Source organism: Beduinella massiliensis, from assembly GCF_900199405.1.
GTDB classification, from domain to species: Bacteria; Bacillota; Clostridia; order Christensenellales; family Aristaeellaceae; genus Beduinella; species Beduinella massiliensis.
The window spans coordinates 62,891-78,353 of sequence record NZ_LT963428.1; the positions used below are offsets into that span (position 1 = coordinate 62,891).

Annotated in this window: 14 protein-coding genes; 4 read left to right on the plus strand and 10 right to left on the minus strand. The window is 65.0% G+C overall.

Going from position 1 to position 15,463, the window contains the following annotated elements:
• Window positions 1-351 precede the first annotated feature (351 nt).
• Both C1725_RS18810 and C1725_RS00260 read left to right on the plus strand, forming a co-directional pair.
• Window positions 352-528 (plus strand): ribbon-helix-helix protein, CopG family, encoded by a 177-nt coding sequence (locus tag C1725_RS18810; RefSeq protein ID WP_146009082.1) that lies wholly within the window; start codon window positions 352-354, stop codon window positions 526-528.
• An 18-nt stretch (window positions 529-546) separates the two neighbouring features.
• On the plus strand, window positions 547-1,035 hold the full coding sequence (locus C1725_RS00260; protein ID WP_102409678.1) for a hypothetical protein: 489 nt from the start codon (window positions 547-549) through the stop codon (window positions 1,033-1,035).
• Window positions 1,036-1,126: 91 nt separating this feature from the next.
• On the opposite strand, the gene C1725_RS00265 is transcribed toward C1725_RS00260, so the two are convergent.
• From C1725_RS00265 to C1725_RS00280, 4 genes are all read right to left on the minus strand, one after another.
• Window positions 1,127-1,903 (minus strand): SDR family NAD(P)-dependent oxidoreductase, encoded by a 777-nt coding sequence (locus C1725_RS00265; protein ID WP_102409679.1) that lies wholly within the window; start codon window positions 1,901-1,903, stop codon window positions 1,127-1,129.
• Between the two features lie 5 nt (window positions 1,904-1,908).
• Window positions 1,909-2,262: a metalloregulator ArsR/SmtB family transcription factor gene (locus tag C1725_RS00270; RefSeq protein WP_102409680.1), complete on the minus strand. Its 354-nt coding sequence runs from the start codon at window positions 2,260-2,262 to the stop codon at window positions 1,909-1,911.
• A 137-nt stretch (window positions 2,263-2,399) separates the two neighbouring features.
• On the minus strand, window positions 2,400-2,822 hold the full coding sequence (locus tag C1725_RS00275; RefSeq protein ID WP_102409681.1) for a VanZ family protein: 423 nt from the start codon (window positions 2,820-2,822) through the stop codon (window positions 2,400-2,402).
• 37 nt (window positions 2,823-2,859) lie between these two features.
• Complete coding sequence (locus C1725_RS00280; protein WP_102409682.1) at window positions 2,860-3,636, minus strand: SDR family oxidoreductase; 777 nt, start codon at window positions 3,634-3,636, stop codon at window positions 2,860-2,862.
• 374 nt (window positions 3,637-4,010) lie between these two features.
• On the opposite strand from C1725_RS00280, the gene C1725_RS00285 reads away from it, so the two are divergent.
• Window positions 4,011-5,123 carry a M23 family metallopeptidase gene (locus C1725_RS00285; protein WP_346026181.1) on the plus strand — a complete coding sequence of 371 codons (1,113 nt, stop codon included), beginning with the start codon at window positions 4,011-4,013 and terminating at the stop codon, window positions 5,121-5,123.
• 111 nt (window positions 5,124-5,234) lie between these two features.
• Entirely contained in the window at window positions 5,235-7,118 is a 1,884-nt protein-coding gene (locus C1725_RS00290; RefSeq protein WP_102409684.1) for a M3 family metallopeptidase, read from the plus strand.
• Window positions 7,119-8,094: 976 nt separating this feature from the next.
• Here the strand turns inward: C1725_RS00290 and C1725_RS00295 are convergent.
• The 6 genes from C1725_RS00295 to C1725_RS00320 form a co-directional block, all read right to left on the minus strand.
• Window positions 8,095-9,249: a hypothetical protein gene (locus C1725_RS00295; RefSeq protein ID WP_102409685.1), complete on the minus strand. Its 1,155-nt coding sequence runs from the start codon at window positions 9,247-9,249 to the stop codon at window positions 8,095-8,097.
• On the minus strand, window positions 9,246-10,061 hold the full coding sequence (locus C1725_RS00300) for a hypothetical protein (protein WP_102409686.1): 816 nt from the start codon (window positions 10,059-10,061) through the stop codon (window positions 9,246-9,248). Before C1725_RS00300 ends, C1725_RS00295 begins: the two co-directional genes overlap by 4 nt.
• A gap of 112 nt (window positions 10,062-10,173) precedes the next feature.
• Window positions 10,174-11,193, minus strand: coding sequence for a hypothetical protein (locus tag C1725_RS00305; RefSeq protein ID WP_102409687.1), 1,020 nt, complete (start codon window positions 11,191-11,193; stop codon window positions 10,174-10,176).
• Window positions 11,177-11,953 (minus strand): AAA family ATPase, encoded by a 777-nt coding sequence (locus C1725_RS00310; protein WP_102409688.1) that lies wholly within the window; start codon window positions 11,951-11,953, stop codon window positions 11,177-11,179. Before C1725_RS00310 ends, C1725_RS00305 begins: the two co-directional genes overlap by 17 nt.
• Before the next feature lie 461 nt (window positions 11,954-12,414).
• On the minus strand, window positions 12,415-12,948 hold the full coding sequence (locus tag C1725_RS00315) for a hypothetical protein (protein WP_102409689.1): 534 nt from the start codon (window positions 12,946-12,948) through the stop codon (window positions 12,415-12,417).
• Entirely contained in the window at window positions 12,945-15,296 is a 2,352-nt protein-coding gene (locus C1725_RS00320; protein ID WP_102409690.1) for a DnaB-like helicase C-terminal domain-containing protein, read from the minus strand. Before C1725_RS00320 ends, C1725_RS00315 begins: the two co-directional genes overlap by 4 nt.
• Window positions 15,297-15,463: the final 167 nt, after the last annotated feature.

Sequence of the window (15,463 nt, forward strand, 5' to 3'; positions counted from 1 at the left end):
CGTACAGAAGCGGAGGTGATCGCATGACTAGCTATGAGATTCTCATGGTTGTCCTTACGATCATTGGTTTGCTGTTAACAGCTTATCATTTAGGACGTAAGTAAAAGCGAACCGCCGTGTAGTAACCCCTACAACGGCGGTTTGGGATTTCCCAGACGCTTGTGGTGGTTTTCCACCCTGAAGGGAGCAACCTTCCTGCCTACATTGTACGACATCGCCCCCCTCGCTGTCAAGCACAGTTTTGGGGGGCTTCTTTATTATATTTTTATAAAATGATTCGCTTTATGACCCGCTTTTTGAATCTATTATTCTCCCATCATCTTTGGTAGAATATGCCCGAGGTGAGCGCTTATGTCGGTCTTCGTACCCAGAAAATACGACAAAAAAGCGGTCACCATCCGAATCCGGCAGGACGATCTGGACAGAATCGACAAGCTGTCCAACGAAGCCCGCATGAGCAGGAACTCGTTCATCAACCAGTGCATTCAATTCGCCCTGAAGAACATGAAGGAGGAAGGAGTCGGCTGACCCGCCGGATGCGCGCCCATGGATAAGAGAATCCTCGCCGCCTGCCTTTCCGCCGCCGCAGCGCTCGCGCTCGCCGTCCTCGTGCGCGGGGCGCGGGCGCCCTCTTCCACCGAGGGCGCGCTGCAACCGCTCGCCCGCATAGAAGGCGCGCTGGACGACACCTGGGTGCGGCAGATGGTCACCGTCGTCTCCCCCACCGTCTACGTGGACGCGGCGGGAAACACCCTCGTCTATCACCTGTGCCGCACCGTCTACGACGCGGCGGACCCCGCGGAGATCACCGGGCTCAACCTGTACGCGGTGCAAAGCGTCCTGGACCCGGACACGGCCGACAGCAGCCGCGCGTGCAGCGTAAACGGGCTGGACGCGCGGCTCTACGAAAAGGACGGCCGCCGCTTCCTGTGCTGGACGCTCTCGCCGCAGGAGACCTGCGTGCTGGAGTACAGCCCGGACGCCGTGTCGGAGGCGGACATCCTGCGGATGGCGGAAAGCGTCCCCGTGGACTGACCGCGAGCCCAAAAAGCAGCCCGTCCTCTTCACCAGCCTGAGGACGGGCCGCTCCTTTTTTCACCGCAGGCGCGCGGCGCGGGCCGGACGTCTATTGGATTTTCTGCTGCGCCAGCCATATTTTCATCATCGCCCTTTGCGGCAAGAGCTTGGCGAGCGCATGGGACATCTTGACGGTCAGCCCGTACACCGACTGATCCCTTCCTTTTTCCGCATCGCGCAGCGCCTTAGCCGCCACCTTGTCGGGCGTAACCATGCCGGAGAAATTGTTCGTCCCCTTCGACGCGCCGACAAGTCCCCTTTCAAACAGGCCCGTCTTCATCCATCCGGGGCACACGGCGGTCGCGGAAATGCCGCTGCCGACAAGCTCGACGTTCAGCGCCCGCGTATAATTGCGCACGAAGGCTTTGGTGGAGCTGTAAATGTTCTGATAAGGCAGCGGCTGAAAGGATGCCTGCGACGCGATGTTGATGATGCGGCTGCCCTCGCCCATATAGGGAATGCACACCAGCCCCATCGCCACGACCGCGCTGACGTTCAGGTCGATCATATTCAGCGATTCCTCGACGTCGATATCCCCATAGGAGCAGAACTTCGCAAACCCGGCGTTGTTGACCAGATAGCGGACGCGCACATGCTCCTCCTGCAACAGGTCCGCGATGACGCCGATGCTGCCCCGCACGGTCAGGTCCAGCGCGATCGGTTTGATTCGATCGCCCAGTTCTTCCTTCAGCGCCGCCAGCCGCTTTTCATTGCGGGCGACCGCCCAAATCTCCTCGACCTCCGGTTTTTCGTTTAAGCGCTTCACAAACTCTTTTCCAAGTCCGCCGTTCGCGCCCGTGACGACGGCAATTCCCTTTCCGCCCATGTCGTCTATCCCTCCGTGATGTTTTGATTTTCCGCCGCCAGCCCTCTGCCGGGCGCGCAAAGCGCGTCGTCTTCCAGCGAGGCGAGCAGCTCCCTCAGCTGCCTCACCGCGCTGTCGAGGCACAGGCTGTAGATCCTTTCCTTCCCGTTCTTCCTGACCTGGACCAGCCCCACGTTCAGCAGCAGCCGCAGATGATGCGAAACCGCGGGGCGGGAAAGCGCGATGCAGGACGTGATCTCCGAAACCGTCATCTCCGCGTTGTCGGACAGAAGAATCAAAATCTCCTGCCTGTTTTCATCCTGCAGCATGGTAAAAACGGGAATGCACTCCGTCAGGATGCGCATCGTCCTCTTGCTCATCCGTATCCCTCCCTTCCTATCGCGTTTACATGTTTAAGAATGTAAACCTATTGTAGCACGGCGGCGGCGAAAAGGCAAGGGGCAGATTGGCCCCCACGAGAATCGCCGCGCGGACTTTGCCGCGCGGCGATTTGCGTTCAGGTTTTCCGGCGTCTGAGGCGGCGGACGCCCGCGAAGAGCGCGCCGCCGAGGGCGGCGCCCACGGTGTCGATGGCGACGTCCACGGGCGAGGGGCCGCGCCCGCCGACGAACATCTGGTGAAACTCGTCGGTCGAGGCGTAGGCCGCGCTCAGCAGGAGGCAGCAAAGGAAGAGCCGCCGGCCGCAGAGCGAGGGGGCGAGCGCGTAATGGAGCAGCGCGCACAGCACGGCGTATTCCGTCATGTGCGCGGCCTTGCGCACGAACAGCTCCACGTTCGGGCCGGAGAGCCCGGCCTGCTCGAGCAGGTGGACGACGAACTCGCTCTGCGCGCCGGAGGCGTCGCCGTCCTGCGCGGAAAACCAGAAGATGACGCCCATCCAAAGCAGGGCGGGGAGAAAACGAAGCAATCTTTTCAGCATGTTCACGATCCTGTTAAAGGGAATTTAGGGGGCCGCGTCAGATGCAGGTGAACGCGCCGTCGATCACGAAGTCGGAACCGGTGGTGAAGGCGCTGGTATCGCCCGCGAGGTAGACGGCGATGGCCTGCAGCTCGTCCGGGCGGCCCATGCGGGAGAGCGGGGCCATGTGGTTCCACTGCTCGATGAGGGGCTTTAAGGACGGGGAGTTGAGCGTGAGCTCCGTGCCGATGTAGCCGGGGCTGATGCAGTTGACGCGCACGCCCTTCATGGCCCACTCGACGGCGAGGGACTTGGTGAGCTGGATGACGCCCGCCTTGGACGCGTTATACGAGCACTGGGGCTGCGGGACGTTGACGATGTGGCCAGACATGGAGGCGGTGTTCACGATGGAGCCGCCGCCCTGGCGCAGCATGACCCTGCCCGCGGCCTGCGCGGTGAGGAAGACGCCGGTGAGGTTGATGTCGATGACCTTCTTCCACTGGTCGAGGGTCATCTCCTCGGCGGGGATGTTCATGCAAATGCCCGCGTTGCAGAAGGCCGCGTCGATCCGGCCGAAGGCGGCGAGCACGGCCTCGATCATCGCGTCCACCTGGCCGGGGTCGGTCACGTCGGTCTTCACGGCAAGGGTCTTGCGGCCGGTCGCCTCCGCGAGGGCCGCCGCCGTGCGCTGCGCCTCGTCGATGTCCACGTCCACGAGGGCGACGTCCGCGCCCGCCTCGCACAGCGCGGTGGCGATGCTCTTGCCGATGCCGCGCGCGCCACCGGTGACGAACGCCTTTTTGCCGTCCAGTCTCATCTTTTCGATAATGCCCATGGAATTACCTCCTACATGTGGTCGAATTTTTGCGCGGGACAAAAGCGCTTTTGAGGGGGCGGCCCATCGACGCGGGGGCCGCGCTTGCAGAAACCCCCTGTGTCTTTTGCGCTATGGGTACGGCGGGGCGCCGCCCCACACCCCGCCCAAGGGCTTTGCCCTTGGGAATCCCCTCCCCGCTTTTAAGGGGCTTTTTTTCGTCTCACGCGGCTTTTTTTATCATAGCATCAAAACCTTTTTATCGCAAGACAAACCCCCAAACAGCGCAAAAACCACACAAAACATCGCAGGAAAGAAACAAACCCCTTGCAAGCGCCGGGCAGTCTGGTATAATAATAGGTAGAAACTTGGAAACAAACAGGAGGTTTCTGCCTATGAATAGGACGCTCCGCCGCATCGCCTGCGGCCTGCTCGCCGCCGCGCTGCTCTTGCCCGCGGCCGCTCTTTCGGAGGTTCAGCCCACCGAAGAGTACCGTTCCTTCGTGTACAAGAACCGCGTGCTGCGCGACAAGAAGGTCGCCTATTACGACAACGTCTATGCGGTCAACCATGGCGAATACCTGCTCCAGCCCTTCAGCGCGGACGTGCCCGCCGAATACTTCGTGGACGACGGCGCGGGCGCGCTCGCCCTCTCCCCCGCCGTGCTGGACGTGACCGACGCCATGCGCAGGGCGCTCTACGGCGCGGACGTCGGGGAAACCGCCCTCTACTACGGCCAGTACTGCGAAAAGGTGCGCTCCGCCGACGGCAAGCTCGGCTTTTCCGGCATCCACGAGGGCATCGACTTCCGCAACAAGGCCGGCTGCAACGTCTACGCCCTGCTCGGCGGCGAGGTGCTCAAGTCCGGCAAGGACAAGGACGGCACCGTCACCGTCTACAACGCCGATTACGACGTGGCGGTCATGTACCTGCACGTGCGCAAGGTCAAGGTCAAGGTCGGGGACAAGATCGAGGCCGGCGCCCTGCTCGGGTGCGAGGGCGACAAGGGCGCGGGCGGCGCTTACACGCACGTCGAGGTGCAGCGCGGCCGCATGAAGTCCCCGCACCCCTACCGCGACGCCCAGCTCGAGAGCGACGACCCCTACGCCGTGATGCTGGTGGCGCTCAACGTGCCGGAATCCGGCCGCGAGCCCATCACCGCGCGCAAGGCCGCCGAGGAAGCGGCGGCGCGCAAGGCCGCCGAGGAAGAAGCGGCGCGCAAGGCCGCCGAAGAGGAAGCGGCGCGCAAGGCCGCCGAAGAGGAAGCGGCGCGCAAGGCCGCCGAGGAGGAAGCAGCGCGCAAGGCTGCTGAGGAAGAAGCGGCGCGCAAGGCCGCCGAGGAGGAAGCAGCGCGCAAGGCTGCCGAGGAAGCGGCGCGCAAGGCCGCCGAGGAAGCGGCCAAGCCCACGCCGGAGCCCACCCCTGAGGTGCTCGACGAGCTGCCCGACGATCCCGGCGACGACGGCTACGGCTTTGCCGACGGCGCGGCGGCCACGCCCGCGCCCTAACCCGGGCTTCCCTGTTCCGAACCCTGTGACGATTGAACCGGCCGTCCTTTTCTGGCGGCCGGTTTATTAAAGCCCCGGCCAAGACATCGAAATGCAGAAAGGAAAAAAACCATGAAAGAAAGATGGACGCGCTTACTCGCCGTGCTGCTGGCGCTGGCACTCTCCCTCACCTGCTGCCTGGGCGCGGCGGCGGAAGGCAAATACCCCACGCAATGGGATCTGACGGAGATCTACGCCTCCGTGGACGAATGGCAAGCCGATTACGACCGGGTGATGGAGGAGATGCTCCCGCAGATCGAGACGTTCCGCGGCACGTTGAACACCGCGCAGGGGATCTGCGATTTCTATCAGTTCTCTCATCTTGGCGAGCTGACGCGGCTGGAAAACAAGCTGTACCTTTACGCCTATCTCGGCACCAGCCTCAACCCAGCCGATCCCGTGTCCACAAACCTGATGGCGAAGATCAACCTCCTCTTCAGCACGGAAAACCGGCTGAATTCCTTTGTAAACCCGGAGATTTTCGCGCTGCCGCTTGAGACGCGCGAGGAAATCCTGGCCGATCCGCTGCTGGCGGAGCTGGCCTATTTCCTGCGCGACATCGTGAACCCGGACCGCGAGCCCCTGAGCGAGGAGACGAACACGGTGCTGGCCATCCTGGCCCCCGCCATGGGCAAATCAAGCGGCGTGTACGACATTTTGTACAGCGTCGAAATCCCCGATCCCCTCATCACGATGCCCGACGGCGAGGAAGCCGAGCTGACGGATGTGCTGTACAACCAGATCATCTACAGCGACGCGTACGACCGCGACTTCAAGAGCCTGTGCAACCAGGTATACCTGACCAAGCTGGTTCCCTACGTCAACACGTTCGCCGCCCTGCTGGAGATGTGCGTCGGGGAAAACTGGGCGGCCGCGCAGATCAATCACTACGACAGCTCGCGCGAGGCTGCGCTCGCCAAGTCGGACGTGGACCCGGCCGTCTACGACATGCTCGTCGAGGCGGCGCACCGGGGCGCGCCGGACTATCAGCGCTACCTGAACGTCCACAAGCGCGGCCTGGGGCTCGACGTGCAATATCCCTTTGACACCGCCGCCTCTGTCTCCGGTTATAACGGCAACGATACCCCCTATGACGACGCCGTGGAGCAGGTGCGCGAGGCGCTCTCTATCCTGGGCGAGGACTACATCGCGATTTACGATGAAATCATCCAGAGCGGGCATCTGGACGTATACCCCACGGACACGAAGACGACGGGCGCGTTTTCCATATCCGGCGGCGACGAATTTCTCCCGTACATGCTCTTCAACTACGCGGGCATTCCCTCGGACGTGAGCACGCTCGCGCACGAAATGGGACACTCCGTCTACAGCTACCTCAGCGCCGAGGCGCAGAACGCCGTCAATGAAAATGCGACGACATTCACCCACGAGGTCGCCTCCACCACCAACGAGCTGCTCTACTATACCTATAAGATGGAGCACGCCGCCACGCAGGACGAGCGATTGTTCTACCTGGAAAAAGTGCTCTTCACGTTCGGCGGCTCCTTCTTCATGCAGACGCTGTACGCGGAGTTTGAGGACGAGATGTACAGGACCGTGGAGGCCGGCGGATCGCTGGACGCCGAAACTTTGAGCGACCGGTGGGCGGAACTGTACCTGCTCTACCGCGGCGACGCTGTCAAGGCCTTCCCGGACGCGCGTTATCAATGGTCGACCATCCCCCACTTCTACCTGAATTACTATGTATATCAGTACGCCACCTCGGTCGCCTACGCCGCCTCGATCGCCCAGCGCATTATGAACGGGGAGGAAGGCGCGGTGGACGATTACCTGTCCTTCCTGAAGCTGGGCGGCTCCATGTCGCCCGTCGACCTGCTGAGCGTTGCCGGCGTCGATCCCCTCAAGGAAGAGACGTATCAGCTGGCCCTCGATTACTTCTCCGGCCTGGTGGATACCTACGAACAGCTCGTAGACGCGAAGCTCGCTGCGAAATAAAGAACCGCCGACAGGATTGCAGGAACGTTCTTCCTTCTTACATGACGACACATCGTTGATTTTTTAGGCCGGAGAGGGCAATCCTCTCCGGCTTTTGTGTATCCCCCGGCCACGGACGCTAAGGCTGCACGCGGTACCCTATGTTCGGAAGTGGGTGTGGGCACCGCCCACCGGCCCACACGACCACACGCCCACCGGCCTCGTACGCTAAGGCCCCACGCGGTACCCCTCGTTCGGATGTGGGTGTGGGCACTGCCCACCGGCCCACCGGCCCACACGACCGTGGGTCTATTTTGGGGCTTTCGCAAAATTGCAACGGATTTGGGCAGACCCCGTTTTCGCAAAGCTGCAACGGATTTGGGTAGACGCGCCGCAGGCCGTTTGCAAATTTGCAACGGTTTCAGGCAGACCCTTTCGCAAAGCTGCAACGGATTTGGGCAGACCCCCGCGCGGGGCAACGAACCAAAAAGCGCCGTCTTTGCCAAAACCCGGCGGGTTTGCAACGGATTTGGGCAGACCTTTTCGCAAAGCTGCAACGGATTTGGGCAGACGCGCCGCTTTTTGTTGCAACAAATTTGGGCAGACCCCGATTTCGCAATGCCGCAACGGATTTGGGCAGACGTTCCGCGGGCGGTTGACAGGTCAAAACAGACTTTTGGTCTTTCGTTGCAACGGATTTGGGCAGACCTCGGCGTCCGTCAACCCTTTGCGCGGAAAAAGCCGCGTTTTTTCGCGCGGCCGCGGCACGCACCCCGAAAAAAGGACGGCCCGCCGACAGGGCGGGGCCGTCCACCGTATAAAAATCTAAGAGATTTTATAAGACTTTAGCGATTTGTGTACCCGTCACAAACCCTTGCGGGACAAGGCCCGGGGACGGTCTGCCTGCAACGGTTGCGGATAGACTTTGCAATGGATTCAGGCAGACCCTGCACCAAATTCAGGCAGACCTGGCAACGGTTTCAGGCAGGCCGCTGCCTCACTCGGCGGCCTCCCCGCCCTCGCGCAGGCCCTTGGGGTAGTACACCTTGCCGGGCGCGAGCGAGAAGTCCGCGATCGTGCGCAGCGCGGGCGAGGCCTCCTCGAAGCGGTAGGCCGCGATGTAGCCCAGGTCGTAGGCCTTCTGGAAGAAGTCCGTGAGCTGCTGGACGATGCGCTTTTGCTGGCGCGACTTGATCAGCGCGTCCATGCGCAGGCCGTAGGCGATCGTCTCGAACGTCAGGCGGAAGGAGAGCTGCTCCTTGTAGCGCGCGCGCTCCGCGCCCTTGGTCAGCAGGTACTCGATGAACAGCGCCAGCTTCTTGTCCGTCTTCCCGTACTTGAGGCGCAGCTCCTGGTACAGGTTCGCGGGCTTGAGCACGAAGTACTTCCCGATCTGGTCCACCAGCACCACCGAGGGCTCGATGACGATGTGCGAGAGCTTCTCCGTGACCCCGGCGCCGGCCTTGATGCCCTCCAGTTCGCTTTCCGTCACGTCGCGGAAGCCCTCCACGATCGACAGCAGCGGCCGCACGGTGCGGATCGCGTCGTACAGCGGCGCGCCGGCCTTGTCGCGCCCCTTGAAGCGGTCGTACACCATGATGACCGGCTTTTCCAGGTCGCGCAGCGCGCGCAGCGCTTCCTCCCGCTCGCCGGAGGAGTACTCCATCTTGCCCCGGCGCGTCAGGTACTTCGTCACCCCGTAGGCGTCCAGGTATTCCGCGATGGTGAACTTGAGCACCGGCAGCGTGCCGGTGTAGGCGAACACGTTGTTGGGGTCCTTGACGTAGCGCTGGGGCATGTTGCCCTTGTAGTCCGTGCGCGAGAGCAGCGTCTGCACCGCGTACAGCGCCTTGGACTGGGACAGCGAGAAGTCCAGCCCGATCACCGTCAGGTTGTGCTCTCGCGCGCGCTCCTTGTCCTCCTCGCGCAGCTGCATGTCCTTGCCCGCGCCCGCGTCCAGCAGGTCGAACACGTCGATCTGCTCCGCGGCCTCGGGCTTGTGCCCGAACTTCATCTTCTCCCCGTGCAGCGCCACCTTCACGAACTCCTGCTCCGGGTCCGGCATGCGGTAGTACTGCGGCCGAACCGGAAAGGGGCTGCGGCTCTCGAAGAGCTGCTCCAGCGAGGGCGCGGCCTTGTTCGTCTCTTTCATCGGCGATCACGTCCGTTTCCGCAGATCAGCATCATCAGGGCCATCGGTTCCTCCACCGCCGTCAAATCCTCCTGCAGCAGCTTCACCGCCTTTTGAAGGTTCGCCCTGTCCGGCTCCAGCTCCTCCTGCGTGGTGTCCGGCAGCAGGATGTCCAGCAGCTTCGCGTCCTCCTCGGGGCGGCCCACCCGCCGCAGCGTGTCCTTGAGCATCGACTTGGCGCTCAGCAGCAGATTCAGCCGCCCGTAGGGCGGGCGCGTCATCTGCTCGTAGAGCAGCAGCTCCGGCACCTGGATGCGCGCCGCCACGATCTCCAGCCCCCGCTCGTGCGCCACGCACATGCGCAGCGACTGGTAGAACTGGTCCATCGTGTTGCGCATGCCCTCGTAGAGCTGGCCGAACACCCCCGAAAAGCCCATTTCCCGCAGGCTCTTCATCGCGGAAAGCTCCGGGCTGACCCCCTCCTCCACGAATTCCGCGTAGATCTGCTCCGCGTCGCGCACCGTCACCAGCGAGGAGTAGATGCGCGCAAACGCGCTCTCCACCGACTCGCTCACCGAGGAAAACACGAGCTGATAGCTCGACAGGTACGCCTGCACCGAGCGGTACTGCCCGTACACGCGCACGTCCTGCGGGTCGGCCAGCATCGCGACCAGCCGGTGCTTCTCCTCCTCCGTGAGCAGGGGCTCCGGCGGCTCGTCCGGCGCCGCGTAGGCGTCGAAACACAGGTGTACCATGTCGCGGATCAGCGCCTGGCCCACCTGCTCGCCCGTGACGGCCTTCTGCGACAGCAGCTTTCTGATGTCCTTGTTCATGCGTGCTCCTTTAAATGTTTACAATGTAAATCGGGTAATCCCTGTATATTCTGTATTCCGCGTATTTCCTGTATTCCAGGTAAACGGGTCGTCCGGGACGCCCGGGCGCGCGCTACCGGGGGCGGCGAAGCAGCTCCTTGCCCTCGAGATAGGCGGCGAGCGCCTCGTCGAGCACGTCGCGGATGGTGACGCGGCGCGTGTAGGCGTAGTCCTTGAGGTCCTCGAGCAGCGCCTCGCGCACGATGAACGTCGCGCGCGTCCAGTTCTCCGGCAGCCCCTCCTGCGAGGACTTCGTCACCTCGCGGAAGTTCGTGCGCGGCCTGCCGCGCCGGGGCGCGATGCCCTCGAGCTGTTGGGCGATCAGGGCGCGCAGCGCGTCCTCCGACAGCGCGGCAGGCGCGGCCTGTGCGACCTGCGCGGCAGGCGCGGCAGGCGTGACTTGTGCGGTAGACGCGGCGTGAGCGGGCGGGGCGGCCTGTGCGACAGATACAGCGTGTGCGGCAGGTGCGACCGTCTCCCAAGCGGCAGGTGCGGCCTGTGCGGCGTGAACGGCCTGCGCGGCCTGTGCTGCCTGTGCGGCGTGAACGGACGGGGCGGCCTGCGCAACTTGCGCGGCAGGTGTGACCGTCTCCCAAGCGGCAGGTGCGGCCTGCGCGGCCTGCGCGGCAGACGCGACTTGTGCGACTCGCGCGGCAGGAGCCTCCTGTACGACAGGCGCTGCCTGCGCGGCAGGAGCTTCCTGTGCGGCCCGCAAAGGGGCCTTTGAGGGCCTCTGCGCTTTAGCGGGCGTTTCCCCCTCCGCGGCCGTCCGCGCGGCGGAAGGGGCCTTTTTGCGCCTTTGCGCGGGCGCTGCGCTCTGCGTCCCGTCCGCGGGGGACCGGCCTTTCGCGGACGTCGCCGGGGCGCTTGTCTTTGGGGCGCGCGTCGTAGTGGCCGCCTCCTGCGCGCCGGCCTCGCCGGACGCCTGCGCCGGGGCCTCTGCGCCGCGCGCGGGCCGCTCCCGTTCGGGCCGCTCCCTCACGGACAGCTCCCTCACGGCCGCCGCGCCGCCCTCCTCCTCCGCGTCCTCGCGGGTGTCGCGGATCCAGCTGAACGGGTCGGTGCCCAGGCGCGATTTAGGCGGGGTTTTCACTTGCCGTCACCTCCTGACCGATGACCTCCGCGGCAAGGGCCTCGTAGTCCTTTGCGCCGTAGGAGTCCGGGCGGTATTCAAAGATGTCCATGCCGTAGCTCGGGGCCTCCGCGAGCGAGATGTTGTCGCGGATGCGGGTTTGAAACAGCCTGTCCCCGAAGTAGGCGGTGATGTTGTCGATGACCTCGCGGTTGAGCCGCTTGCGCTGGTCGTAGAGCGTGGCGATGATGCCGGTGATCTCAAGGCGCGGGTTGAGGCGGCGGCGCACGACGTCCACGGTCTGCAGCAGCTTGCTCATGCCCTGCAGCGCGAGGTACTCGCTCTGCAGCGGGATGAACACCTCGCCCGCGAGCGTGAGCGCGCCCAGCGTGAGCAGCCCCAGCGAGGGCGCGCAGTCGAGCAGCACGTAGTCAAAATCCGCGCGCACGGGCTCGATGGCCTCCGAGAGCAGGAACTCGCGCCCCGCGGCGGTGGAGAACTCGATCTCCGCGCCCGACAGGTCGATGGAGGCGGGCAGCACGCTGTACGCCTCCCGCCGGACGAGCGCGTCCCCCGCGGGCACGTCGCCCCGCAGCACCCGGTACAGCGAGGGCCGCTCCGCCATGTCGATGCCCAGCGACGTGGTCAGGTTGGACTGCGGGTCCACGTCGATGAGCAGGACGCGCCGGCCCGCCCTGGCGAGCGCCGCGCCCAGGTTGATGGTGGACGTGGTCTTGCCCACGCCGCCCTTCTGGTTTACCAGTGCGATGATTCGGTTCATAAATCTAAACTCCTTTAGACGGTCGTGCAAAATGGTGCCATTTTGCACGAGGTTAAACGCCCCGGCCGACAGGGACGCCCGGCGTCTAGGCGCTTCGGCAGCGCGAAGCGCCCCGCGGCGCCGTACCCTGCGCCCGAAGGGGGCAGGGCGCAGCGGGCGGAGCCGGTCGGTACGATTGCACATGAAGGGGGAACCCCTTCATGCATCCCCCGCTGTATACGGTGCTTTTGTCGGTGGATTGGGTGCTTGGTTGGGGGGCCGCCCTGTACCTTGCGCCTTTCGGGCGCAAGGGCACGGTGAGCGAAGCCCCTTTTATCGCTTCATACGCGTTCTCATAAACATCTCAAATCTGCGAAGGACGCTGCTGCGCGCCTGCGGGCGCGCAGAACGCTCTCAAAAATTCCATTTCACGACTGCGTAGGGGGTACGCTGGGCTGCCGCCCAGACCTGCCTGAGGGATTTCATCCCTCAGACTCCCCTCCCCCTTCTCCGATCAGCCGCAGGCGTTCCCGCACCTCTTCAAGCCGCCTGCGCGCCTGCTCGCGCTCGCCGCCCGGCACGCTCTCGTCTGCGATGAACGCCCGCAGCGCGTCTGCGCGCTGCGACAGCTCGCGCCGCTCGCAGGCCCGTAGGGCCTCCTCGCTGTCCGGCGCGCCGGGCGGATCGCCCGAAGCCCCCGAAGCCTCCGAAGCGCCTGCGCCCCGCAGCCGGGCGAGGTTGTGCGCGGCGAAGGCCTCGTCCCCGCACAGCGCGGAGATCGTCTCAAGCGCCAGGGGCAGCAGCGCCTCGGCCCCCTCCCCCGCGGCGATGCGCCGCGTCAGCTCCGCGCGGTAGTCCTTTGAAAGCGCCTGCAGCCGCATGGCCTCCAGGTAGGGGCGCTCCAGCTTCTGCGCGATCTCCCGCGCGCGGCGCTCCACCGCCTCGCGAAAGCGCTCGTCCTCGATGCGCTCCTCCTCGAGCGCGGCTTGCAAATACGCCTGCAAGTAATCCTTCATAGCTTGTCCCTCGCGCTGCTGCGGATGGTCAGCGTCTGCGGCAGGAAGGTCAGCGGCACCGTCGCGCCCGCGACGCCGTTGCGGTTCTTGAGGATCGTCACCGTGAGCTTCTGCTCGCGCTCCTGCGCGCCGGAGAGGGCCGCGCCGTCCTCCTCGCTCTGGTCCACCGCCTCGTTGAACAGGCCCAGCACCACGTTGGCGTCCTGCTCGATGTCGCCGGATTCGCGCAGGTTGTCCAGCCGCACGCCCCGGCGCGTGTCCTCGCGCGCGCTCGTGGTCTTGCTCGGGCGGCCGAGCTGCGCGGCCAGAATCACCGGGATGTTCGCCTCCTTGGCCGCTTCCAGCAGCCGCCCGGAGATGCGCTGCAGCTCCACCTGGCGGCTGGGCGCCTGCGCGCCCGCCCACTTGATCTTCTGCATGTAGTCGATGAACACCGCCCGCAGCCGCGGGTTGCGCTTCTTCATGGAGACGATCAGGTCCGCCAGCGCGCCCGCGTCCAGACTCTCCTCGAAGAGCAGCAGCCGCCCCGCGTCCACCATCTCCCCGAACCTATCCCACGCGGCGTCCAGCTTCGGGCGGCGCATGTCCTGCGCGTCCCCGCCGCGCGCGAAGTACTGCTTGATCGCGTACTTGTTCTTCGTGCGGCTGAGCGTCTCCCCCGCGAGGATGTTGATCATGTTGAGCGCCAGCGCCGCGCGCGTCTCCTCGTAGGAGAAGAAGGCGAAGCTGTCCTCCGGGTTCTGGCGAAGCTGGTTCAGGAACACGTTTGTCAGCAGCGTCGTCTTGCCGTGCGAGGGGCGCGCGGCGATCAGCGTGATCGCCCCGTCCGGGATCGTCACCAGCGCGTCCAGCGCGGCAAACCCCGTCGGCAGGCCGTCCGGCGTGTCCTGAATGTCCTGCTTTAAGTCGCCCAGCGTATACGGCCTGAGCGTCCGCGCCGCAGCGCCCGCGATGCCCGACAGCGACTGCTTGACCATCGCCTCCACGTCCGCGGCGCGCCCCTCGGACACGTACTGCGAGATGCGCTGCGAAAGCGCGCGGTAGGCCGCCTCGCGCTCGCGCCCTGCGGCGCGCTCCTGGTGCGCCTCGTACTCCAGGCTCAGCAGCGCCTGCGGGATGCCCAGCGCCCCGGCGATGGGCGAAAGGTAGTCCATCGGGCTGATGGGATCGGTGAACGCGGAGGCGAAGGCCATGGCCTCGTCCAGCATTTCGTCGCGCTCGGGCTTGGTGAGCAGCCTGCCCTCCGAAAGGCCGTATTTGCGCAGGAGCTGCTCCGCCGCCCATTGCGCGGCGCTCTGCGGGCTCGCGATGGCCTCCTGAAAGGCCCTGACGCCCGCCTCGCCCGTCCGCATGAGCTCGTCCGGGTCTTTATACCCCTCCGGCAGCCGCGCGACGTAGGCCCGTCCCCCGGCCGCCTGGATGAGCCGGATCGCGGCGAGCGCGCCCTCGCGGCCCGCCTTGTCCATGTCCGCGTTGTCCAGCGCGAGCACGAAGGAGCGCACGCCCATGCGCAGGGCTTCCCGAAGCTGCGGCTCGGTGACGCGGCTGCCGCCCGTCGCCACCACGTTTTCGATGCCGCAGGCGGAGGCCATCAGCGCGTCGATGTAGCCCTCCACGACCACGGCGGCGGTGGCGCCCCGGCGCAGCGCGTCGATGTGAAAGAAGTGCTCGCCGCGCTTTACGCCCCGGTTGAACAGGTACTTGCGCCCCTCCTGCGAAAGGGGCTCCACGCACCGCACGATCACGCCCTGCGCGTGGCCGTAGGCGTCGCGGTACGGGATGGCGAGGGTGTGCGTGTCGCCCAGCCCGCGCGGGGAAAAGAGCGAGAAGTCCTGCGTGTCGGCCGCCTCGATGAAGTCCGCGAGGTACGCGCGAAGCTGCCCCTGCGCGGGGTAGTGGCCGAAGCCCGCGGCGCGGATGGCCTCGTCCGTCCAGCCGCGCGCGCGCAGGTAGGCAAGCGTCCCCTCCCCCTCCGGGGAAAAGAGGCAGACCTGCATCGCCCGCACCGCCACGTCCAGCGCCTGTTGGCGGCTGATCGCGCGCTCCTGCCGCCGCCCGGCGTGCTCGGGCAGCGCGACGCCCGCAAAGCGCGCGAGGGTCTTCAGCGTGCCCTGCGCGTCCGTGCCGTCGCGGCGGGAGACGTAGTCCCACAGGCTCTGGCGGTAGCCGCACTTGTTGAGGCGGTTGCAGACGATCTGCGTGCCGTCGTGGTACAGGTACGCCTCGCGCCGCCCGCATTGGGGGCACTTGAGCGCGTAGGCCTGGCCGCTGCGCCGGGGCTCCAGCTCCGCGAGCAGCGCCTCGCGGTCGAGGCTCTGGTAGATCGAGGTCATCAGTTCGGATGCCATGGTTTCTCCTTTGCGCCTTTCGTTTTAAGGTATGTAAGCAGGGTGCTTTGTATGCGTATGTTTACGGGGTGGGCGGGGTTTACGCGGTTTAAGCTGTTTACTCCTTTTACCCCGTTTACGGGGATTCCTTTGTAAATCCGGTAAACAGGGTAAACGCCGCGCGGACA

Coding starts and splice junctions, on each gene's coding strand:
- C1725_RS18810 (WP_146009082.1), top strand. CDS start 352: ATGTCGGTCTTCGTACCCAGAAAATACGACAAAAAAGCGGTCACCATC.
- C1725_RS00260 (WP_102409678.1), top strand. CDS start 547: ATGGATAAGAGAATCCTCGCCGCCTGCCTTTCCGCCGCCGCAGCGCTC.
- C1725_RS00265 (WP_102409679.1), bottom strand. CDS start 1,903: ATGGGCGGAAAGGGAATTGCCGTCGTCACGGGCGCGAACGGCGGACTT.
- C1725_RS00270 (WP_102409680.1), bottom strand. CDS start 2,262: ATGAGCAAGAGGACGATGCGCATCCTGACGGAGTGCATTCCCGTTTTT.
- C1725_RS00275 (WP_102409681.1), bottom strand. CDS start 2,822: ATGCTGAAAAGATTGCTTCGTTTTCTCCCCGCCCTGCTTTGGATGGGC.
- C1725_RS00280 (WP_102409682.1), bottom strand. CDS start 3,636: ATGGGCATTATCGAAAAGATGAGACTGGACGGCAAAAAGGCGTTCGTC.
- C1725_RS00285 (WP_346026181.1), top strand. CDS start 4,011: ATGAATAGGACGCTCCGCCGCATCGCCTGCGGCCTGCTCGCCGCCGCG.
- C1725_RS00290 (WP_102409684.1), top strand. CDS start 5,235: ATGAAAGAAAGATGGACGCGCTTACTCGCCGTGCTGCTGGCGCTGGCA.
- C1725_RS00295 (WP_102409685.1), bottom strand. CDS start 9,249: ATGAAAGAGACGAACAAGGCCGCGCCCTCGCTGGAGCAGCTCTTCGAG.
- C1725_RS00300 (WP_102409686.1), bottom strand. CDS start 10,061: ATGAACAAGGACATCAGAAAGCTGCTGTCGCAGAAGGCCGTCACGGGC.
- C1725_RS00310 (WP_102409688.1), bottom strand. CDS start 11,953: ATGAACCGAATCATCGCACTGGTAAACCAGAAGGGCGGCGTGGGCAAG.
- C1725_RS00315 (WP_102409689.1), bottom strand. CDS start 12,948: ATGAAGGATTACTTGCAGGCGTATTTGCAAGCCGCGCTCGAGGAGGAG.
- C1725_RS00320 (WP_102409690.1), bottom strand. CDS start 15,296: ATGGCATCCGAACTGATGACCTCGATCTACCAGAGCCTCGACCGCGAG.